Annotated in this window: 18 protein-coding genes; 13 read left to right on the top strand and 5 right to left on the bottom strand. The window is 67.8% G+C overall.

Annotated elements, in window-relative coordinates:
* The first annotated feature begins 116 nt into the window (after window positions 1–116).
* A complete protein-coding gene (locus AUL32_RS20445; protein WP_062119206.1) occupies window positions 117–1,082 on the top strand; it encodes a magnesium and cobalt transport protein CorA in 966 nt (321 codons plus the stop codon).
* 167 nt (window positions 1,083–1,249) lie between these two features.
* On the opposite strand, the gene AUL32_RS20450 is transcribed toward AUL32_RS20445, so the two are convergent.
* A complete protein-coding gene (locus AUL32_RS20450; protein WP_062119209.1) occupies window positions 1,250–2,401 on the bottom strand; it encodes an MFS transporter in 1,152 nt (383 codons plus the stop codon).
* Between the two features lie 289 nt (window positions 2,402–2,690).
* On the opposite strand from AUL32_RS20450, the gene AUL32_RS20455 reads away from it, so the two are divergent.
* From AUL32_RS20455 to mgtE, 9 genes are all read left to right on the top strand, one after another.
* Complete coding sequence (locus AUL32_RS20455; protein ID WP_062119211.1) at window positions 2,691–4,172, top strand: sugar ABC transporter ATP-binding protein; 1,482 nt, start codon at window positions 2,691–2,693, stop codon at window positions 4,170–4,172.
* A gap of 58 nt (window positions 4,173–4,230) precedes the next feature.
* The gene (locus AUL32_RS20460) at window positions 4,231–5,217 is read left to right on the top strand and encodes an ABC transporter permease (RefSeq protein ID WP_061978264.1); all 987 of its coding nucleotides are present in this window, start codon (window positions 4,231–4,233) and stop codon (window positions 5,215–5,217) included.
* Between the two features lie 139 nt (window positions 5,218–5,356).
* Window positions 5,357–6,340, top strand: coding sequence for a substrate-binding domain-containing protein (locus tag AUL32_RS20465; protein WP_061978263.1), 984 nt, complete (start codon window positions 5,357–5,359; stop codon window positions 6,338–6,340).
* Window positions 6,341–6,673: 333 nt separating this feature from the next.
* Complete coding sequence (locus tag AUL32_RS20470; RefSeq protein WP_062119214.1) at window positions 6,674–7,447, top strand: SDR family oxidoreductase; 774 nt, start codon at window positions 6,674–6,676, stop codon at window positions 7,445–7,447.
* 25 nt (window positions 7,448–7,472) lie between these two features.
* Window positions 7,473–8,474: a dihydroxyacetone kinase subunit DhaK gene (locus AUL32_RS20475; protein ID WP_062119517.1), complete on the top strand. Its 1,002-nt coding sequence runs from the start codon at window positions 7,473–7,475 to the stop codon at window positions 8,472–8,474.
* A gap of 13 nt (window positions 8,475–8,487) precedes the next feature.
* On the top strand, window positions 8,488–9,132 hold the full coding sequence (gene dhaL, locus AUL32_RS20480; RefSeq protein ID WP_062119216.1) for a dihydroxyacetone kinase subunit DhaL: 645 nt from the start codon (window positions 8,488–8,490) through the stop codon (window positions 9,130–9,132).
* A gap of 82 nt (window positions 9,133–9,214) precedes the next feature.
* Window positions 9,215–11,317 (top strand): bifunctional sugar-binding transcriptional regulator/dihydroxyacetone kinase subunit DhaK, encoded by a 2,103-nt coding sequence (locus AUL32_RS24700; protein ID WP_082659911.1) that lies wholly within the window; start codon window positions 9,215–9,217, stop codon window positions 11,315–11,317.
* Window positions 11,318–11,450: 133 nt separating this feature from the next.
* Window positions 11,451–12,083 carry a dihydroxyacetone kinase subunit DhaL gene (gene dhaL, locus AUL32_RS20495; RefSeq protein ID WP_062119217.1) on the top strand — a complete coding sequence of 211 codons (633 nt, stop codon included), beginning with the start codon at window positions 11,451–11,453 and terminating at the stop codon, window positions 12,081–12,083.
* 586 nt (window positions 12,084–12,669) lie between these two features.
* The gene (mgtE, locus tag AUL32_RS20500) at window positions 12,670–14,040 is read left to right on the top strand and encodes a magnesium transporter (RefSeq protein ID WP_062119219.1); all 1,371 of its coding nucleotides are present in this window, start codon (window positions 12,670–12,672) and stop codon (window positions 14,038–14,040) included.
* Between the two features lie 94 nt (window positions 14,041–14,134).
* Here the strand turns inward: mgtE and AUL32_RS20505 are convergent, their stop codons facing one another.
* Window positions 14,135–15,730, bottom strand: coding sequence for a methyl-accepting chemotaxis protein (locus AUL32_RS20505; protein WP_062119222.1), 1,596 nt, complete (start codon window positions 15,728–15,730; stop codon window positions 14,135–14,137).
* Window positions 15,731–16,002: 272 nt separating this feature from the next.
* Between AUL32_RS20505 and AUL32_RS24705 the strand changes: the two genes are divergently transcribed.
* Complete coding sequence (locus AUL32_RS24705) at window positions 16,003–17,280, top strand: DUF2778 domain-containing protein (protein ID WP_082659913.1); 1,278 nt, start codon at window positions 16,003–16,005, stop codon at window positions 17,278–17,280.
* Window positions 17,281–17,449: 169 nt separating this feature from the next.
* Here AUL32_RS24705 and AUL32_RS24710 read toward each other — a convergent pair whose 3' ends face one another.
* Together AUL32_RS24710 and AUL32_RS20525 are read right to left on the bottom strand one after the other, a co-directional pair.
* Entirely contained in the window at window positions 17,450–18,211 is a 762-nt protein-coding gene (locus tag AUL32_RS24710; RefSeq protein WP_244497998.1) for a DUF1428 domain-containing protein, read from the bottom strand.
* 79 nt (window positions 18,212–18,290) lie between these two features.
* On the bottom strand, window positions 18,291–18,728 hold the full coding sequence (locus AUL32_RS20525) for a VOC family protein (RefSeq protein ID WP_062119225.1): 438 nt from the start codon (window positions 18,726–18,728) through the stop codon (window positions 18,291–18,293).
* Window positions 18,729–18,792: 64 nt separating this feature from the next.
* Between AUL32_RS20525 and AUL32_RS20530 the strand changes: the two genes are divergently transcribed.
* Window positions 18,793–19,491, top strand: coding sequence for a winged helix-turn-helix transcriptional regulator (locus tag AUL32_RS20530; RefSeq protein WP_062119228.1), 699 nt, complete (start codon window positions 18,793–18,795; stop codon window positions 19,489–19,491).
* Between the two features lie 41 nt (window positions 19,492–19,532).
* On the opposite strand, the gene AUL32_RS20535 is transcribed toward AUL32_RS20530, so the two are convergent.
* Window positions 19,533–19,742 carry a hypothetical protein gene (locus AUL32_RS20535; protein ID WP_061978255.1) on the bottom strand — a complete coding sequence of 70 codons (210 nt, stop codon included), beginning with the start codon at window positions 19,740–19,742 and terminating at the stop codon, window positions 19,533–19,535.
* Between the two features lie 211 nt (window positions 19,743–19,953).
* Here AUL32_RS20535 and AUL32_RS20540 point away from each other — a divergent pair, with 211 nt between their 5' ends.
* Complete coding sequence (locus AUL32_RS20540) at window positions 19,954–20,346, top strand: acyl-CoA thioesterase (protein ID WP_062119244.1); 393 nt, start codon at window positions 19,954–19,956, stop codon at window positions 20,344–20,346.
* Window positions 20,347–20,410 lie beyond the last annotated feature (64 nt).

Below are 20,410 nucleotides of genomic sequence, written 5' to 3' on the forward strand. Positions count from 1 at the left end.
CGGGTGGCCCGCGGGCTCGTCCAAAGTCTGGCCATCTGCGGCCCTTCGCCGCTGGACGCGAGCCCCGCCTTGCGCCATGAGCACGCGGCGAATTCCTTTAGTCGGACCGAACGCCCATGACCGTCGTCGCCGCCTACGAATATCGGGACGGAAAGCGCCTGCGTGAGGTCTCGTTGTCCGAGCCCTTGCCGCCGCGCGAGCCCGGCAGCTTCGTCTGGATCGGCATTGCGGATCCGACCGAGGCGGAGATGGCCGCGCTCGGCCATTGCTTCGATCTCCACCCGCTGGCGCTGGAGGACGCAAGCCATCCGCATGTGCGGCCCAAGCTCGAAGTGTACGACGGCGAGCTGTTTCTCGTGGCGCGCACGGCGATGCGGGAGGGCGACCATATCCGCTACGGCAACACCTCGATCTTCGTCAGCGAGGACGTGATCGTCACGATCCGAACCGGCTCGCATAGCGACCACCGGCCGCTGCGCGCCAAGCTCGAAGCCTCGCCGCTGCTGCTGCGATACGGCGTCGACTACGTGCTGTATGGCGTTCTCGACTTCGTGGTCGCTAATTACGAGCCGGTGCTGGAATCGATCGAGGAAGACCTGTTCGACATGGAGCGGCGCGCGCTCGACGCCTTCCTGACGCGCGGCGAGATCAACACGCTTTTTTCGATCCGCCGCGAGCTCGCCCGCTTCGGCCGCATCATGGGACCGATGGAGGAGGTGCTGGAGCGGCTCGCCCATCTCGAGCACAAGGGGCTCGACGCCGAGGTGCGGCCCTATTTCAGCGATGTCTACGGCCGGGTGCGCCGCGCCACCGCCCGTATCGAGGGCGCGCGGGACAGCATTACCGCGACGCTCGAAGCCTCCTCCTTGCTGGAGCAGCATCGCCAGGGCGAGATCACCCGCCAGCTCGCCGCCTGGGCCGCCATCCTCGCCGTGCCGACGGCGATCGCCGGCGTCTACGGCATGAACTTCGAAAACATGCCGGAATTGCACTGGCGCTACGGCTATTTCGCCGTGCTGACCGCGATCGTCGGCATTGCCGGCTTCCTGTTCTGGCGCTTCCGGCGCAGCGGCTGGCTTTGAGAGCCTGTTTGGAAACTCGGTCGGGTCGGTCCGACGGTTCTTTTTAGCCGACGCTTCATTGCCAATCCTCGCCGATGCCGCCGGCATCGACTGCGTTTGGCGCCTCGCGACGCCCAAAAATCCCTCGCCGGCCCTCCGCCGCCGAGCTTCCAAACAGCCTCTGAGGCTCAAGCCCGCCCGCTGGCGGCAAGGTCGGACTGCGCGTCGAAGCGGCGTGTAAGGAGAAGCAGCAACGCCGCGCCGGCCATGGTGCCCATCGCTGCGAGGATGGTGGCGCGAAAGCTCAGAAACGTCGCGAGGGCCGCCAGGAGGCTGGTGGCGGCCAAGCTGCCGAGGAAGAGGCTGTTCATGTAAAGCGAGGTCGCGCGGCCGATGCGCCCGCGTGAGAATCCCTGGACGAAGCTCGCGCTGACCCCGGCGAAGAGGCCGCAATAGATGCCCTCCGCCGCCGCTCCGACAATCAGCGTCGGGAGCGAATGGACCTGCGAGAGCAGGGCATAGGCGAGGATGCCGAGCCCCGCCGAGGCGACGAGGCAGGTCCGCGCTCCGAACCGCGCGATCAGCGGCGCGCAGGACAGGATCAGCACCACCTCGAACAGGCACTTCACAGCGAAGGACAGACCGGGCGCGAAGGTCGGCAGGCCGATGTCCTGAATCAGGAAGATCGGCAGCGAGACGGCACAAAGGCACTGTGAGATCGAGAAGAGCAGGCACACGAGCCCGGCGATCCGCAGCGCCGGGTTCGGCCCGTCCTCCCTCGCCGCAGCCGAGCTGTTCGCTGGCGTCGGCGTGTCTTTGCGAAAGTCTCGCGGCAGGCAGAGAAAGCCAAGGCCGAGACACAGCGCCGGCCCGATCATCCAGCCGAGCGAGGTCATGGTGCGCAGGCGGGTGTTGGCCCGGGCCGGATCGATCCCGTTTCGCTCGGCATGAAGCCGGCCGAGACTGTAGAGGCTCGTGGTCGCCGTCTGCCCCAACGCCACGAGGGGCGCGGCGAGCGTGAGAAGCCGCGCGTAGTCATGCGGGAGCGCCAGAATCAGCGTGCCGGCGAGGGTGCAGAAATTGGCGAGCGACACCAGCCGGGCGATCGGCCAGCCCCCGTCGATCCGCTCGCCCGCCGCCCGGTTGGCCGTCACGCTCACCAGGGTCGTGACGCCGGCATAGAGCCCGATCGCCCAGGGCGGCTGGCCGAGATCGTGAACGATGTGGAACCCCATGAAGGTGACGAGCGAAGCGTTCGCCAACGCGAGGCCGAACAGAAACAGGAGAATGAGAGCCGCCTCGCGGCCCGCCCGTCGAGAAGGAGGCGAGGGCACGATCATGGGACGATTCCTCGAGCGGCGACCGGGCAGGCCGCCGGCCAGCCCCTCGGTCGGCCCGTAACGTTGCCGCATGTCGGCGAGATGACAGCCGCCGGCTTCCGCTGGCGCATCCCCAAACCACACAAGGAAGCCAAGCCAAGCAGATGAAATTCCGGGGGATCGCAACAAGGCGAGTTGACAGATGTCGAGCCATGCTTGAAAAAAGTCACAACGAAGCGCCGATGGGAGTCGGCGCCGGGGAGGGAAGGCGACACCGGGGGAAGACCGGACGCCTTCGGGAGGAGACGCCATGTCGGCACCGCTTCTGCGGGTTGAAGGGCTGCGCAAGTCGTTCGGCGGCGTCGCTGCTCTGAAGGACGGCCGCTTCGAGCTGGCACCGGGCTCGGTCCATGCGCTGTGCGGCGGCAATGGCGCGGGCAAGTCCACGTTTCTTTCCATCCTCATGGGCATTCACAAGCGCGACGGCGGCACGATCTGGCGCGGCGAGCGCGAGGTGGAGTTTTCCGGCCCGGCTGAGGCGCTGGCCGCCGGCATCGCCATCATCGAGCAGGAGCTGAGCCCGGTTCCCTTCATGACGGTCGCCGAGAACATCTATCTCGGCCGCGAGCCCTCGGCCCGCTTCGGCGGCATCGATTTCCGCGCCATGAACCGCGACGCGCAAAGCCTGCTCGACGGGCTGGGCTTCCAGATCCGCGCGAGCCAGACCATGCAGACGCTGACGGTCGCGCAGATGCAGTTGGTCGAAATCGCCAAGGCGCTGAGCCACGACGCCGAAGTCATCTTCATGGACGAGCCGACCTCGGCCATCGGCGAGCGCGAGGCGCAGCAGCTCTTTTCCGCCATCGAGCGCCTGAAGGCCCAGGGGCGCGGCATCGTCTATGTCTCGCACCGCCTGTCGGAAATCTTCCAGATCGCCGACAGCTACACCGTGTTCCGCGACGGCGCCTATGTCGCCAGCGGCAAGCTGGCCGAGACGGATCGTCCCTCGCTGATCCGCATGATCGTGGGCCGCGAGATGGGCGAGGAATATATCAAGACCAACGCGCCGACCGCCGAGATCGGACTGGAGGTCGAGGGCCTGTCGAGCCCCGGCCATATCTCCGACATCTCGTTTTCCGTGCGCAAGGGCGAGATCTTCGGCATCTACGGGTTGATGGGCTCGGGCCGCACGGAAATCTTCGACGCCCTGTTCGGCCTCGACCCCAAGGCGCAGGGGCAGATCCGCGTCGAGGGGGCCGACGTCTCCATCACCGGCCCGCGCGACGCGATGCGCCAGGGCATCGCGCTGGTGACGGAAGACCGCAAGCAGACCGGTCTCAACCTGTCGGATTCGGTGCGCGCCAATATCGCGCTCGCCAGCCTGCCCGAGATGAGCCCCGGCTTCGTCATGCGCGGCAAGGCGGAGGTCGAGGCCAGCCGCGCCATGATCGAGCGCTTCGCCATCAAGGCAGCGCGCGACACGATGCCGGTCTCCGGCCTGTCGGGCGGCAACCAGCAGAAGGTGGTGCTCGGCAAGTGGTTCCTGCGCAATCCGCGCCTGCTGCTGCTGGACGAGCCGACGCGTGGTGTCGATGTCGGCGCCAAGCGCGAGATCTACCGCGTCATCTGCGACTTCGCGGCCGGCGGCGGCACGGTGGTGATGATCTCGTCCGAGATCGACGAGGTGCTGGGCATGTCGGACCGCGTCATGGTCATGCGCGGCGGGCGCTCGGCCGGCATTCTCGAGCGCGCCGAGGCCAGCGCCCAGTCGCTCGTCCATCTTTCGACCTGAGCCTCGCCCCTCGGGACGTCTCGAACGCTATGGGAGAACAGCGTTGTCTGACATCGGTATGAAACCGGCCACGGGCTGGTTCGGCTCGGAGCGTCGCCGCCTCCTGATCCAGGAATACGGCATCTTCATCGCCTTTCTGGTGCTCGTCGCGGTGCTGGCGCTGTCGAACGAGTTCTTCCTGACGGCCGGCAACATCTCCAACGTGCTGCTGCAGACCTCGATCAACGGCGTGCTCGCGATCGGCATGACCTTCGTCATCCTGACGCGCGGCATCGACCTGTCGGTCGGCTCGGTCGTGGCGCTGGCCGGCATGGTCAGCGCCAGCCTTGCCACGACCTCGCCGGCGGGTGTCGCGGGCGGGCCCTATCCCGTGGCGCTGGCGCTCGCCGCCGGCATCGGCGTGGGCGTCCTGACGGGCTCGATCGTCGGCCTCATCGTCTCGCGCTTTTCCGTGCCGGCCTTCGTCGCGACCCTCGGCATGCTCTCGGCGGCGCGCGGCGCGACTCTGATCTACGGCAACGGGCGCCCGGTGCCGGGCCTCGTGCCGGACTTCCGCTGGATCGGCACGGGCAATGTTCTCGGTGTGCCCATGCCGGTGGTGATCCTCGCCGGCGTCTTCATCGTCTCTTGGTGGATTCTTTCGCGCACCCGCTTCGGCCGCTACATCTATGCCGTGGGCGGCAATCCGCACGCGGCCAAGACATCCGGGATCGACGTCACTCGTATCCGCTTCCTCGTCTATGTCATTTCCGGCGCCCTGTCGGGCCTCGCCGGCATGATCCTGTCGGCGCGCACGGGCTCGGCCCTGCCGCAGGCCGGCGTCGCCTACGAGCTGGACGCCATCGCGGCGGTGGTCATCGGCGGCACGTCGCTGTCGGGCGGCGTCGGGCGGGTGACCGGCACCCTGATCGGCGCGCTGATCATCGGCGTCATGAACAACGGCCTCGATCTCCTCGGCATCCAATCCTACTACCAGCAGATCCTGAAGGGCGCCCTGATCGTCGGCGCCGTGATGCTGGACCAGACGCGCAAGCACGGCGCCTGACCCAATCGGAGCGCCCACGCGCGCCTCATGCCCATCGGCGCACCCGCGCCCATCGTCTCGGCCGGCGGAGGAGCCGGCCCATCCAACGGAGCGCCGGATCGGCGCGCCCGCACCAGACCATCCAGGGAGGAACCACCACATGAAGAAACTCATGCTCGCCTTCGCCATGGCCTCGGCGCTCTACGCGCCCGCCGCCATGGCCCAAGAAAAGCTCAAGATCGGCGCGACGGTCTACGGCCTCAACGCCGAGTTCATGCAGATCTGGACGGCCGCGCTGCAGAAGCACCCGGCGGTCAAGAGCGGCGAGGTCGAGGTGACGATCTTCGACGGCCGCTACGACGCGCTGGTCCAGCAGGAACAGTTCAACACGATGATCACGCAGAAATACAACGCGATCATCTTCGTGCCGATGGATGTCGAGGCGGGCGCTGCCGCCGTGCAGACCGCCCATGACGCTGGCATTCCGGTGGTCGGCTCCAACGCCCGCGTCAACTCCGACCTTCTCGCCTCCTATGTCGGCTCCAACGATGTCGAGGCCGGCGAGCTGGAAGCCAAGTCGGTTCTCGACAAGATGGGCTGCAAGGGCAATGTCGTCATCATCGAGGGACCGATCGGCCAGTCCGGCCAGATTCAGCGCCTCGAAGGCAACGAGAAGGCGCTGGCCGCCTGCCCGGATGTGAAGGTGCTGGAGCAGCAGACGGCCAACTGGTCGCGCGCCGAGGCGCAGACCCTGATGGAGAACTGGCTGACCTCGCATCCCGGCCAGATCGGCGGCGTGATCGGCCAGAACGACGAGATGGCGCTCGGCGCGATCGAGGCGATCAAGGCGGCCAATCTGAAGGTCGAGGACTTCGCCATCGCCGGCATCGACGGCGTGACCGACGCGATCAACGCGGTGAAGGCCAAGGAGATGGCCTCCATCCTGCAGGACGCCAACGCCCAGGCGCAGGGCGCGCTGGACGTCGCCATCAAGGCGGTGAAGCCGGACTACCAGCCCCAGTCCGATATCTGGAAGCAGTATCCGGCCATGAGCTGGAAGGACGGCAAGGAAAAGACCTATCTCGTGCCCTGGACGCCGGTGACGCTCGACAACGCCGACAAGCTCTTGGAATCGCGCAAGTAGCATCGATTGGGAGCGGCGGCCTCGCCGCCGCTCCCACCCTCCTCGCCCGGCTCCTGGCCCGTTCGGCGACGCCCGCCTGCACCTTTCGGCGCGGGCTTGGTCCAACCGGCCGCCACGCGACCCATCGAAGACTTAGAGCGCCTAACAAAATCTCTGGGCGGAGGATGGTCGAGGGATTTTCGTTCGGGGACGAGGAGCGAAGCGCAGTCGATGCCAGCGGCATCGGCGAGCATTCGCGACGAAGTCCACGGCGGAAAGACCCGACCAGCCGACCCCACGAGGTTTTGTTAGGTGCTCTTAACTCCCCATTCGAGACTTAAAGGATAGGCCGCCATGAGCGACGCCAGCCCCCAAGTGGATCTGAACTTCTCGCTCGCCGGCAAGGTCGCGCTCGTCACCGGCGGCGGCTCCGGCATCGGGGCGGCGATTGCGGAGGCCTATGCGCAGAAGGGCGCGCGGATCGCCGTTCTCGACATTCAACAGGAGGCCGCCGAAGCCATGGCGAAGTCGCTCGGCGGCGACGCCAAGGCCTTCCGCTGCGACGTGTCGGACCCCGCCTCCGTCACCTCGGCGATCGACGCCGTGCTCGCCGCCTTCGGGCAGATCGACATCGCGGTGAACAGCGCCGGCATCGTGGCGCTCGCGCCGGCCGAGGATCTCGGGGTCGACGCCTGGGACAAGACCATCGCCATCAATCTGAAGGGCACGTTCCTGGTCAGCCAGGCGGCGGGCCGCGCGATGATCAAGGCCGGGCGCGGCGGCAAGATCGTCAACCTCGCCTCGCAGGCCGGCACGGTCGCGATCGACGAGCACGTCGCCTATTGCGCCTCGAAATTCGGGGTCATCGGCCTGTCCAAGACGCTGGCGGCCGAATGGGGCAAGCACGGGATCTGCGTCAACACGATCTCGCCGACGATCGTTCTCACCGATCTCGGTCGCAAGGCCTGGAGCGGCGAGAAGGGGGAGGCGGCGCGCCGGCGCATTCCGTCCGGGCGCTTCGCCTACCCGCAGGAAATCGCCGCCGCGGCGGTTTTCCTTGCCTCCAACGGGGCGGATATGATCAACGGCGCCGACCTTCTGGTCGACGGCGGCTACACCATCGTCTGATTTTGGGAACGGGTGCCAAACCATGATGCAGCGTTTCATCAACAACCCGGACGAGGTGGTGGAGGATACGGTGAAGGGCTTCGTAAAGGCCCATCCCGATCTGGTCCGCCTGTCGGAGCGCAACCGGCGCGTCATCGTCTCCACCTTCGCCCCGCAACAGGGCAAGGTCGGCGTGGTGACGGGCGGCGGCTCGGGTCACGAGCCGGCCTTCATCGGCTATACCGGCCGCAACATGCTGGACGCGGTGGCTGTGGGCGAGCTCTTCTCCTCGCCGACCGCCAAGAGCTTCCATGACGCGTTCAAGGAGGCCGATGGCGGGGCAGGGGTGGTCTGCCTCTACGGCAATTATGCCGGCGACAACATGAACGTGAAAATGGCGACCAAGCTCGCCGCGAAGGACGGGATCGAGATCGCGACCGTCGTCGCCAACGACGACGTCTGCTCGGCCCCCCTGTCGGAGCGCGAGAAGCGCCGGGGCGTGGCGGGCGAGATTCTCCTCTGGAAGATCGGCGGCGCCAAGGCGGCGAGCGGCGCGAGCCTCGAAGAGGTCCGCGCCACCGCCCAGCGCGCCATCGACAATTGCCGCTCGGTCGGCATCGGCCTCGGCCCCTGCACGCTGCCCGCCGTCGGCCATCCCAATTTCCAGATCGAGCCCGGCACGATGGAAGTCGGCATCGGCCACCACGGCGAGCCCGGCATCCGCGTCGAGCCCTTAAAGACCGCCGCCGAGGTGGCGCGCGACATGGCGACCATCGTCCTGGACGACCACGCCCTCCCAGAAGGAACCGAGGTCGCCGTGCTCGTCTCGGGCCTCGGCGCGACGCCGCTCAACGAGCTCTACATCCTCGGCGACACGATCGAGGAGGAGATCGCAAAGCGCGGCCTCAGGATCCACCGCACCTATGTCGGCAACTATTTCACCTCGCTGGAAATGGTCGGCGCGACGCTGACGGTGATCGCGCTGGACGAGGAGCTGAAAGCCCTGCTCGATGCGCCCGCCGCGTGCCCCGCGATGGTTCAGGTCTGAGGAAACGGTGACAATGCAGAGCTTTTCCAACAGCGGCAGCGGCGCGATCGTCCTCGCCATGGCGGACCGGATCGTCGAGAACCGGGCCTATCTCTCCGAGATCGACGGCAAGATCGGCGACGGCGACCATGGCGTGAACATGGCCAAGGGCTTCGGCATGGCGGCGGAGCGGCTGAAGGACCGCGAGGCGAGCCTGACCGAGGCGATGGAGACCTTGAGCGAAGTGCTGATGGGCGAGATCGGCGGCTCCATGGGCCCGCTCTACGGCATGATGTTCACCGAGTTCTCCGAAACGCTGGGCAAGACCGAGGCGATCGACGCCCCGCTCTTCTCCGCCATGCTGCACAAGGGGCTGGAGGGTATTCAGTCCATCGGCTCGGCCAAAGTCGGCGACAAGACGCTGATCGACACGCTGGTTCCCGCCGTCGAGGCCTTCGACAAGGCGACGGGGGAGGGCCGATCCTTCGCTGAAGCGCTCGACGCGCTGGCGAAGGGCGCCGAGGCGGGGCGCGATTCCACGATCGACCTCGTGGCGAAGATCGGCCGGGCGAGCCGGCTGGGCGAGCGCTCGCGCGGCGTGCTCGATGCGGGCGCGACCTCCTGCGCCATGATCCTGACGGTCCTGGCGGAAGGAGCCAAGGCGCGGCTGTCGGCCTGAGCCTTCTCGCCTTCGCCGGGAGTTGCGCGCCACGGCGCGCCCGTGTGAAAGGTGGCTGAAGGCAAGGCCCAAGCGAGGCGGCGTGACCACGGCGAAACCCAAGCTCAAGACGGCCAAGGACGGCACGGCGGACGCGGCGATCCCGGTTCCCCTCCGCTTCGGCGACGATCCGCAGCTTTGGGCGGCCTGGCTCTACTACGAGGAAGGGCTGACGCAGGGCGAGATCGCCGACGCCATGGGCGTCTCGCGCGCCACGGTCAACGCCACGCTGGCGGACGCGCGAGAGCGCGGCGTCGTGGACATTACGATCGAGCCGCAACGCCTCGCCGCCGTGACGCTGGCGCGGGAGGTGAAGCGCCATTTCGGCCTGCATGACTGCCTCGTCGTGCCCAATGGCGGCGAGGCGGGCCAGCTGATCGACCGGCTCGGCCGCGCCGGCGGCTTGGCGCTCGTCGATCTCCTGCGCTCGGGCGACACGCTTGCGGTTGCCTGGGGGCGCACGGTGCTCGCCGTCGCCCGGCAGCTGCGCGCGCCGCGGCTGCAGGATCTTCGCGTGGTGCAGGCGACGGGCGGCATGAGCACCGGCACGCCCTTCTCGCCCGAACTTTGCGCCTCCGCCATCGCCGATGCGCTCGGCGCCTTCTGCCTGCCGCTGACGGCGCCCGGCATCGTGTCCTCGCCGGAACTGCGCGCCCTTCTTCTGGACGAGCCGCTGCTGCGCGCCCAGTTCGAGGCGCTGCGGGGGGCCAGCCGCGCGCTGCTCGGCATCTCCTCGCTGCGGCCCAATTCCACCATCCATTCCTCCGGCTTCTTCGACGCGGTCCCGCTGCAGGACTATCTCGCGCGCAACGCGGTCGGCGTCGTCGCCGGGCGCTTCGTGGGCCCGGGCGGCGAGCCGGTGGAAGGACCGCTGGACGAGCGCACGATCGGCCTGTCGCTCCAGGATCTGGCGGGAATCGAGCGGCGCATCGCGGTGGCCGGTGGCTTCGACAAGGTGCCGGCGATCCTCGCCACGCTGCGCGGCCGCCATTGCGACGTCCTGGTGACGGACGCCGCCACGGCGCGCGGCATTCTCGACGCGGAAGGCGTGGCCAGCACGGCATTTCTGAAGCGCGGCCAGCGCCCGAGCGACGCGCCGCCCGCCGCCGGGCCCGAGCTTCAGCGCCGCTTCGTCAAGAAGTTCCTGAACGACCCCGAGGATGTCGTGGACGAAATGCTCGACGGCGCCGCGCGCGCCCATCGCACGCATCTCGTGCCCGTTCCCGGCGCGCGGCGCGCCTTCATGGCCATGGGCGGCGCGCGGGAAGGCCGCGTCGCGCTGGTGGTCGGCGGCGGCTCCGGGCACGAGCCCTGTTTTCTCGGCTATGTCGGGCGCGGGATGGCGAGCGCGGTGGCGGTCGGCAATGTTTTTTCCTCGCCGCCGCCGGACCCGATCCTGCGCGCCGCCAAGGCGTGCGATGGCGGGGCGGGGGTTCTCTTCGTCTATGGCAACTATGCCGGCGACACGATGAATTTCGAGATGGCGGCGGAGCTGGCGACCGACGCGGGGATCGCAGTGCGCACTGTCGTCACCACGGACGACGTCGCCTCCTCCTCGCCGGAAGACCGGGACGGACGACGCGGCGTCGCCGGCAATGTCTTCGTCTTCAAGGTGGCGGGTGCGGCCTGCGACCTCGGCTGGACGCTGGAAGCCTGCGAGGCCGCCGCCCGTCGCGCCAACCAGCGCACCTACACGATGGGCGTCGCGCTGGAGCCCTGCTCCATGCCGCAGAGCCGGCGCTTCAACTTCGCCATCGGCCCGGACGAGATGGAGGTCGGCGTCGGCATCCATGGCGAGCCCGGCGTCTCGCGCGAGGCGATCCGCCCGGCCGACGCGGTGGCCGACACGATCATGGACCGCATCCTGTCGGAACTGCCGGAGGATCGCGGCGGACGTGTCGCGGTGCTGGTGAACTCCTTCGGCGCGACGCCGCTCATGGAACTCTACGTTCTCTATCGCCGGGTCGAGCAGCGGCTTGCCGCGCGGGGCCTCACCGTGGCGCGCAACTGGATCGGCCACTATTGTACCTCGCTCGACATGGCCGGCGCCTCGGTTTCGGTGCTTCATCTCGACGACGCGCTGCTGGCCCTTCTCGACCATCCCTGCGACACGCCGTTCTTCCATGTCGCGCCACCCACAACCTGAAGATCAGGCCGTCCGCACACAGGCTTTTGTTGGGGGCGCCTGAAACGCGGGCCGTGTTTTCCTTGCGAAAGGGCGAGGGGGCGGCCTAGACCCGAACTGGGAGATCCGCCACGCCGGGAGGGCGACGAGGCTCATGGAACAGACCGCATCCAACCGACTTGCCGCCGTCTTCGCCGCCATTCGGCAGGCCGTCGAAGCCGAAAAGACGCATCTGTCGGAACTCGACGGGCCGATCGGCGACGCTGACCACGGCACGACGATGGCGCTCGGGTTTCGTGCGGTCGACCGCGCGCTCAGTGCGTCGCGGGACGCCAGCCCCTCCGTGATCTTCGCGCAGGCGGCGGCCGCGTTTCTCGACGCGGTCGGCGCCTCCACCGGGCCGCTCTATGCCACCGGTTTTCGCCGCGCGGCGCAAAGGTTGGAAGGGCGCGTCGAGTTCGGCCCCGAGGAACAGGTTCTCACGCTGGAAGGCATCGCGGGTGGGATCGCCGAGCGCGGCAAGGCGCAGCGCGGCGACAAGACCATGCTCGACGTCTGGCTGCCGGCGGCGGAAGCGGCGCGCGCCGCCTTCGTCCGAAAGCAACCCCTCTGGCCCGCCGTCATCGAAACCGCCGACCGCGCGGCTGAGGCGACGGGCTCCATGGTCGCCTCGCGCGGGCGCGCCGCGCGGCTCGGCGAACGCTCGCTCGGCCATCTCGACCCCGGCGCTGTGTCCGCCGCACTGATCCTGCGCGCCATGGCTGGAGTCCTGTCACCTGCCGCCTGAGCCGTCTCGCTCCGCTCTCTGGCAGGCCCTCTTGATGCGGACGGCTTGAAGAGGGTGGAGGGGCTCTGGAAGTGTCCCAAGCCGGCGCGCCGAGCCGGGGGAAATGCAGCAGGAATAGAGCCGAAGGTCGCGCCGTTCACCTGCCGCAACACGAAGCCTTTCGTATGCGCGGCTGACTCGGCCACCATCCGAGGGGTGCAAACCGACAGCAGGATTCGTTCGGGGCCTGCCTGGGAAGGCGCCTCGGGAACTCCCGTCAGGATCGAAAACGGGGCGGTTTTCGCCCGTGGTTTTTCCGAATCCCGAAAACGTTCGCGGGTTTCACAAACCGCCTGGCACACGGTCGGCTCAAGTTTTTCCCGCAGCGCAAGAAGGCGCTTGATCACGACATCGAGAAGTGGCATTGGGCCGCAGTCCCGGAGACGCAGTTCCCCCACCCCTCCGGGCTCCAATCGGAACCTCAACCTCGATGCCAAGCGACAGTAACAGTCGATTGACGCGGCCGCGTCAGGTCTCGCCGCACGGCGCTTCTCTCTAGAAGCGTCGCTTCGCGACGGGTGCCTGCGCGGCGACCCGGAGCGAACCCATGCAAGACACTCTCGAATTCGAGTGGCTCTCCCAGCTTGCCAAGGATGCGGAAGAGTTTCGCGGCAAGCATGTCGCCGACATCGTCCAAAAGCTGAACGAGCTGACCGCCGAGGCGGCGGCCTTCGTGACCGCGCGCCTGCCGATCGAGGTCGCGGCCGAGGTCTTCGACCACCCCTCGCTGGACGAGCCGCAGAACATTCTCGCCGCGCTCGACGCCTCTAAGGCCGCCGCGGTTCTCGACGCCATGGCGGCGGACCGGCTGGCCTATCTCTTCCGCGACATGGAGGAGCCGCCGCGCGAGCAGCTTCTGGCGTTGCTCACCAACGAGACGCGCTCCGTCGTCGCCTCGCTTTTGACCCACCCGGAAGGCAGCGCCGGCAGCCTGATGACCACGGAGTTCGTCTCCGTGCCGTCCAACTGGACCATCGGCGAGACGCTGAAGCACGTGCGCGAGGTCGAAGGCGCGCGAGAGACGATCTACGCGATCTACGTGGTGGACCCCGCGACCCGCCGCCTGGAGCGCGCCGTCTCGCTGCGCCGCCTGATCTCGGGCGATCTGCACGCCCCCGTCGGCTCCGTCGCGCGCTACGACAATCCCATCACCGTCCTGCCGCAGACCGACCGCGAGGAGGTCGCGCGGCTGATTTCCGAGTACGACCTTCTCGCCATTCCGGTGGTGGACGAGAAGCGCCACGTGCTCGGTATCGTGACGGTGGACGACGTGATCGACGCCATGATCGAGGCCTCGACCGAGGACGCGCACAAGTTCGGCGGCGTGGAAGCGCTGGACGAGCCCTATCCCGACATCGGCTTCCTGGAAATGCTGAAGAAGCGCGCCGGCTGGCTCGCGGTTCTGTTCCTGTCGGAAATGCTGACGGCCAGCGCCATGCAGCATTTCGAGGACGAGCTGGAACGCGCCGTCGTGCTGACGCTGTTCATCCCGCTCATCATGAGTTCGGGCGGCAATTCCGGCAGCCAGGCGACCTCGCTCATCATCCGCGCCTTGGCGCTGGGCGAGCTGAAGCTCGGCGACTGGTGGCGCGTGGCACTGCGCGAAGCGCCGACCGGCCTGGCGCTGGGCGCGTTCCTCGGCGTCATCGGCATGGCCCGCATCGCGATCTGGCAGACGGCCGGGATTTTCGACTACGGTCCGCACTGGGTTCTTGTGGGGCTGACGGTCGCCCTCGCGCTTGTCGCCATCGTCACCTTCGGCTCGCTCGCCGGCTCCATGCTGCCCTTCATCCTGAAGCGCTTCGGCTTCGATCCGGCCAGCGCCTCGGCTCCCTTCGTCGCCACCTTGGTCGACGTGTCGGGCCTCGTGATCTACTTCAGCGTCGCGCTTCTCGTGCTCAAGGGAACGCTGCTTTAGGTCTCCATCGAGCGAAGCCTGAAGAAGCTTTGGGCCATTGAAAACGGGTGCTCCTTGGGCGCCCGTTTCCTGTTTCGGCGTCCGTTGAGCCCCGTCATGCGGCCCGAGCCGTGGAGCGGACCAGTCGCAGCTTGACCGGCTTGCGGGCGGGCTCGGCCGGGGCAGCTTGAACTGGCGGACCGGCCGCCGGAGCGTCGGCGCCATCCATTCGGAAGAAGCCCATGCGCTCGTTCAGCCGCAGCGCCTCGCCCGACAGTTGGCCGGCGGTCGCCGCCATTTGCGTGGCCGCGCCGGCATTGGCCTGCGTCACCTGATCGAGCTGGCTGATCGCCTGGTTGATCTGCGACGCGCCGACGGACTGCTCGCGGCAGGCCGCCGAGATTTCCGACACGAGTTCGGCGGTGCGGCGAATGTCGGGAACGAGCCTTTGCAGCCTGGCGCCGGCGTCCTCCGCGACGCTCAAGGTGCGCACCGAAAGCTCGCCGATGTCGCGCGAGGCGGCCTGCGCCCGCTCGGCGAGCTTGCGCACTTCGGAGGCGACCACTGCAAAGCCCTTGCCGTGCGAGCCCGCGCGCGCGGCCTCGATCGCGGCGTTGAGGGCCAGAAGATCTGTCTGACGGGCGATCTCCTGCACGAGCGCGATCTTCTCCGCGATGGCCCGCATGGCCTCGACCGACTGTTCCACGGCCTCGCCCGTCTCGCTCGCGCGGCGCGAGGCTTCCAGCGAGATCTTCTCGGTGGTCGCGGCATTGTCGGCGGTCTGGCGCACATTGGCGCTCATCTCCTCGATCGCCGCCGAGGCCTGTTCGGAGGCCGCCGCCTGCTCGGTGGAACCCGAGGACAACTGCTCCGCCGCCGACGCCGACTGGGTCGAGCCCGAGGCGACCGTGCCGGAGGAGGCAAGAACGCCGCCGACGATCTCGCGCAGGCGCCCGCTCATCTGCGCCATCGTGCGCTGCAGCTCGGCCAGTTCGTCCGTGCCCCTGGCGGCCACCGGCGCGCTCAGGTCGCCCTTGCCGATGGCTCGCGCCAGGGCGATGGATTGGTCGAGCGGGCGACGGATGCTTCGGCGAAGGGCCCAGCCGGCAAGCAGCGTCAGGGCGATGCCGGGCGTGCTCCACAGCACGGCTCGCAAGGCGCCGTCCCGGATCACCGCCGTCACGTCGTCGACATAGATCCCCGTCGAGACCGACCAGCCCCAGGGCTCGAAGGCCACGGAATAGCCGCGCTTGGCGAACAGACCCTCCTGGCCCGCGCGGGTCGTGTCGTAGTCGGTCCAGCCGCCGCCCGTGCGGGCGTGCCCGATCATGGTCTGGATGTAGAGATTGCCTTGGGCGTCCTTGCGGTCCCAGGCGCTGGAGCCTTCCTCCGCAGGGTCCTGCGCCAGCACGCGGCGGCCTTCGTAGTCGTGGAAAAAGAGATAGTCGCCGTTGTTGAAGCGCACCGGGCGCAGGATCGCCTTGGCCATGGCCTGTGCCGTCGCCTGATCGAACTCGCCGGCCTTGGCGCGCCGATCCAGGCTGTCGAGGATCGACAGGGCCGAATCCACCTGGGCCTTCAGATAGAGATTGCGGTCGCTCCAGACCTGATCGCTCAGAAATTTCAGCTGCACCGCCACGACAGCCGCGATCACGAGGACGCAGAGCATCGTCAGACCCATGAGCTTTCGCGACACCGTCATCCGCATCATCGCACTCACCCCCTTCGCCGGTTCCTCGACATTGGCGGGATAAAATCACGAGATTGCTAAGGCCACCTTCCAGTCGGATCGGCCGAGTAACCGATGCCGGGCAAAATATCGGGTTTGGTTAGCCAAGGCTTTCAAACGCGCCGAGCGAACGCGCGGCGGGCGGGCGCTAGGAACTTGGTAACCATAAACGCGCATCCTGCCCCCATCGCATCCCTTCCGCCGGTCCGTCCGCGCGCGGGGAGGCACATCCGTTTCGTTGGGCCGGGCCGTTCATGACCATCGAATATTCAGCCGAGATCGGGCCTGGCTCGCCGCGCGCTCCCGCTAAGTCCGGTGCGAGCCGCGCGCTGCGCGGCTTCCTGTGGACCGGCTCGGCTGCGGCGCTCCTCCTGACGCTGGCCGCCGCCGCCATGCCGGCCCTGTTCGCACTCGGCGGCGAAGGGCTCGATCCGCAGTCGGCGCAGGATCTGACCCGCGCCGCGAGCGGCCTGTCCCTCGCCAAGATGCCGAGCGCGCTCGCCCCCAAATCCTCCCGCCTGGAACGCCCTTCGGTGCGCCGTGTTGCGACCCCGCCCGTGTCGGTGCAGACCGAGACAAAGGGAGAGAACCGCATCGCCCGGCTGATCGCCCCGAGCCAGAACCTGCGGGTCGCCTCCGCCGGGGAAGCGACGCATTGGCTGGAACAGCCGAAGGTCGCGACCGCCACCCGTTTCGCTCCGCTTTTGCCCAAGCCCGAGGAGATCGCGGCCGCGACGCTGGAGGATCAGGCCTTGGCGGAAGCCGAAGTCGCCAGCAAGGCGCCGGACATGGCAAGCGTCGCCGCCGACGCGCCGGTCGAGGTCGCGGCGCTTACCGTCCCCAAGCCGACGTTTCGCCCGCTCGCGCCGCGCGTCGAAGCCCTGGCGGCGGAAGAGGATGAGGATGACGACAGCGACGAGAGCGAAGCGAAGGTCGTGGCGCCGCGTCTTGCGCCCGCGCCTCGCCTCGCCCCGGCGGCTCGTCTGGCCCCGGCCACCAAGCGCAGCCAGCCCGCGCCAAGCCCGGTCATGGCCTATGCGCGCCCCGACGCCGGCGCGCTGCGGCTCGACCCGACGGCGGTCGATCCGCCCTCGCTTCGCCCGAAGATCGGCGCCGGTACGGCGATCTATGACATCACGGCCTCGACCGTTTACCTGCCCAACGGCGAGCGCCTGGAGGCGCATTCCGGCCTCGGCCGGATGCGCGACAACCCACGCTTCGTGCACCAGAAGAATCGCGGCCCCACGCCGCCCCACACTTACAAGCTGACGCTCCGCGAAAGCCTGTTCCACGGGGTGCAGGCGATCCGCCTCACGCCGGTCGGCGGCGAGGGCAAGATCTTCAACCGGGTCGGCCTGCTCGCCCATACCTACATGCTGGGTGCGCGGGGCGATTCCAACGGCTGCGTCTCGTTCCGCGACTACAAACGCTTCCTCGCCGCGTTCCGGCGTGGCGAGATCCGGCAGCTCGTGGTGGTGGAGCGAATGGACAGCCCAAAATCGCGCTTCGCCTGGCTGTTCGGCAAGTCCTGAGCTTTTAGAACACCTAACAAAACTCTCGTGGGGTCGGCTGGCCGGGACTTTCCGCCGTGGGCTTCGTCGCGAATGCTTGGTCCTGCCGCCGGCACCGACTGCGCTTTGCTCCTCGTCCCCGACAAAAATCCCTCGCCCATCCTCCGCCCAGAGATTTTGTTAGGCGCTCCTAGACCGCCCGGCCGCCCACCAAAGCTTGATCCACCAGCGGCGTGAAGCCGCCGAAGATCATGCGCTGTCCGTCGAAGGGGCGCTCGCCCATCAGGCGCGTATCCTGCATGAGATTGCCCCAGCCGGCGTTGCGCACCGCCTTGGACGGCCATTCGACGAAGGAGAAGACCACGGTCTCGCCGTCTTCGGCTTGGGTCGCACAGCGGAAGTCGGTGCGCTGGCCGTCCCGGACGTCATCGCCCCAGGCGTCCACGAGGCGGCTCGCGCCGTGTTCGAGAAAGGCGTCGGCCGAGGCTTGGCAGAAGGCGCGATAGCGCTCGCGTCGGTCGGCCGGAATGGCGAGCACGACGCCGTCGATATAGCCGCACGCCCCCGGCCGCCCCGCCTCGAACAGGGTCTCGAAGCCGGAAAAGATCATGCGCTGCGCATCGAAGGGCATCGGATCCATCGCCTCCATGCGCGGATCGCTCATGATCTTGCGGTTGGCGGCATCGCGCGTCGCGCGGTCGGGATACTCGATGAAGGAGAAGACGACCGTCTCGTCGTCTTGCGCCTCGACGGCACCCCATAGATCGTTGCGCTTGCCGCGCGGCACCTCGTCGCCCCAGCCCTCGAAGAGCCGGCGGGCGCCGAACTCGCCGAACAGGGGCGCCGCCGCCTCGGCGTGCGCCTTATAGCGATCCTTGTTGCCGCTTGGCACGGCGAGAAGGAATCCTTCGAGATAGGACATGACGAACCTCCCATCGGGCGGGGCGGTCATGGGCGAGGCGTCCTCGCGCGCTCGCCGAACCGCGACCCATCTTGTTGCAAAAGGCGTGCTTGTTGCAGAAGGCGTGGCGTCAGGATGCGCCGGCTCCGTTCCACGCGGCCATGGCGCGCTCGACATCCATCCACATCAGCTCGATGACGTGGCCGTCGAGGTCCTCGAAACTGCGGCCATACATGAAATCGCCCATCACCTGGGGCGGCGTCGGGTCCGCCTTGGCACCAGCGTCCAGGGCCTTGCCCAGTGTCGCATCGACGCCCTCGCGCGTCGTTTCGCTCAGGCAGATCAGGACTTCACTTTCGGCTTTGGCGTCAACGATGCGCTTGGTGGTGAAATCGGCGTATCGCGCATGGCTGAGCAGCATGAAGGCGATCGTGTCGGAAAAGGCGACCATCGCGGCGACGCCCTCCTGGCTGAAGCGCTCGTCGCGGCGCGCGCCGACCGCCTCGTAGAAGCGGCTCGCCCGTTCCACGTCCGCCACCGGCAGATTCACGAAAATCATCTTGGTCATCGTTCTGACTCCCCTGGCATCCACTGGTTGCCGAGCGTGTCGCATCTCGTTATCAAAGACAACGATGAAGTTAGAAAAAATAACGAAAACGTCGAAAGGTCGAGCGGGGCGCTGGTACGAGGATGCCTGCGGCACCGCCCTTGGGCTGGAGCTCGTCGGCGAGCGCTGGGCGCTTCTGATCCTGCGCGAACTCATGTTCGGCCCGCGCCGCTTCGGCGAATTGAAGGCGGATCTCGTAGGCATCAGCGCCAATGTCCTGACGCAGCGGCTGGAAGGGCTGGAAGCGGCCGGCATCCTGCACCGCCGCCGTCTGCCGCCCCCCGCCGCCGCGCCGGTCTACGAACTGACACCCTGGGGCTGCGAGGCCGAACCCGCGATCCAGGCGCTCGGTCGCTGGGCGGTGCGCTCGCCCCGGCACGATCCGACCCTGCCGCTCTCGGCCGCCGCGATCATGCTGTCGCTGCGCACCATGATGAACGGCGAGGCGTCGCGGGCTCTGCCGCCCTGCCGGATCGCCTTTCAGTTCGGGGAGGTGTTGTTTCTCGCGCGGCTGGAAGCCGGACATCTGGCGATCCGGCGCGAGGCGGGGGAGGCGGACCTCCTTTGGCGCACCGACCCGACGACGCTCGCCGCCCTCGTCTACCGCAAGCGGCCCATCGAGGATGCCGAGGCGGCGGGGCAGCTTGCACTGAGGGGTGACCGAGCGCTGGCAAGACGCTTCATCGACCTGTTCGAACTGCCCGAAAAAGCCGGTCGCCCATAGAGCGGCGACAACGCTTGACGGAAAGATGCGAAGAGCTGCGCCTATTGAAGATGGCGCCCCCTCTCGATTGCGCGGAGAACCAGGCTGCGCGCTTCCTCGACATGTTCGACCGCCTCCCGCAGCCCATAGTCTTCCGACCAGCGCGCGATCTGTTGGAGCATGGTGGCGATGGCCACGAGGTCCGACGGCTCGCGGCCATCGGAGAGGAGATCGGTATTGGAGGAGCGATCGCAGAGTTTCGTGTCACGCATGTCGAGCAACCCATTCACAGCGACGATTGAACAGGGAAGGGAAATCGGGCTCGCCCCGTTCCAACGGACCTTCGCAAAGCGTCAGCGCGCAGTGGTCGGGACACGCGTGGAAGGCGTCGAGAACGCAGCGCCACGCTTGTTGCATGCGCGAGCGATCCCGCATGATATGGCTCGTCGAGAACCGTTCCAGACTCGGGGACCCAGGGCCATCATGACCTCCACCACCGCGCCGGACGAAGCCCCGCACCTCGCGCCGACGATCCGCACCATCGCCATGCCGGCCGACACCAATCCGGCCGGCGATATTTTCGGCGGTTGGCTGCTGGCGCAGATGGATTTTGCCGCCGGCGCAGCCGCCGCCCGACGCGCCAAGGGGCGCTGCGCCACGGTCGCGATCGACGCCATGCAGTTTCTCAAACCCGTCTATGTCGGCGACGAGGTCAGCCTTTACGCCGAGGTCGTCCATGTCGGGCGCACCTCGATGAAGATCTCGGTCGAGGCGTGGCGGCGCAGCCGCGAAAATGAAGAGACCGAGCAGGTGACGCGCGGGACCTTCACCTTCGTCGCGATCGACGACCAGCGCAGGCCACGCTCGATCGACTGACAGATCGAGCCCAGCGGCCGAAAGGCTCGGCCATTAGACACCAGCCGATCCTGCCCCCGTCCGA

Origin of the sequence: Aureimonas sp. AU40 (assembly GCF_001463785.1) — a bacterium.
Taxonomy (GTDB): domain Bacteria; phylum Pseudomonadota; class Alphaproteobacteria; order Rhizobiales; family Rhizobiaceae; genus Aureimonas.

Coding starts and splice junctions, on each gene's coding strand:
- AUL32_RS20445 (WP_062119206.1), top strand. CDS start 117: ATGACCGTCGTCGCCGCCTACGAATATCGGGACGGAAAGCGCCTGCGT.
- AUL32_RS20450 (WP_062119209.1), bottom strand. CDS start 2,401: ATGATCGTGCCCTCGCCTCCTTCTCGACGGGCGGGCCGCGAGGCGGCT.
- AUL32_RS20455 (WP_062119211.1), top strand. CDS start 2,691: ATGTCGGCACCGCTTCTGCGGGTTGAAGGGCTGCGCAAGTCGTTCGGC.
- AUL32_RS20460 (WP_061978264.1), top strand. CDS start 4,231: ATGAAACCGGCCACGGGCTGGTTCGGCTCGGAGCGTCGCCGCCTCCTG.
- AUL32_RS20465 (WP_061978263.1), top strand. CDS start 5,357: ATGAAGAAACTCATGCTCGCCTTCGCCATGGCCTCGGCGCTCTACGCG.
- AUL32_RS20470 (WP_062119214.1), top strand. CDS start 6,674: ATGAGCGACGCCAGCCCCCAAGTGGATCTGAACTTCTCGCTCGCCGGC.
- AUL32_RS20475 (WP_062119517.1), top strand. CDS start 7,473: ATGCAGCGTTTCATCAACAACCCGGACGAGGTGGTGGAGGATACGGTG.
- dhaL (WP_062119216.1), top strand. CDS start 8,488: ATGCAGAGCTTTTCCAACAGCGGCAGCGGCGCGATCGTCCTCGCCATG.
- dhaL (WP_062119217.1), top strand. CDS start 11,451: ATGGAACAGACCGCATCCAACCGACTTGCCGCCGTCTTCGCCGCCATT.
- mgtE (WP_062119219.1), top strand. CDS start 12,670: ATGCAAGACACTCTCGAATTCGAGTGGCTCTCCCAGCTTGCCAAGGAT.
- AUL32_RS20505 (WP_062119222.1), bottom strand. CDS start 15,730: ATGATGCGGATGACGGTGTCGCGAAAGCTCATGGGTCTGACGATGCTC.
- AUL32_RS24705 (WP_082659913.1), top strand. CDS start 16,003: ATGACCATCGAATATTCAGCCGAGATCGGGCCTGGCTCGCCGCGCGCT.
- AUL32_RS24710 (WP_244497998.1), bottom strand. CDS start 18,211: ATGACCGCCCCGCCCGATGGGAGGTTCGTCATGTCCTATCTCGAAGGA.
- AUL32_RS20525 (WP_062119225.1), bottom strand. CDS start 18,728: ATGACCAAGATGATTTTCGTGAATCTGCCGGTGGCGGACGTGGAACGG.
- AUL32_RS20530 (WP_062119228.1), top strand. CDS start 18,793: ATGAAGTTAGAAAAAATAACGAAAACGTCGAAAGGTCGAGCGGGGCGC.
- AUL32_RS20535 (WP_061978255.1), bottom strand. CDS start 19,742: ATGCGTGACACGAAACTCTGCGATCGCTCCTCCAATACCGATCTCCTC.
- AUL32_RS20540 (WP_062119244.1), top strand. CDS start 19,954: ATGACCTCCACCACCGCGCCGGACGAAGCCCCGCACCTCGCGCCGACG.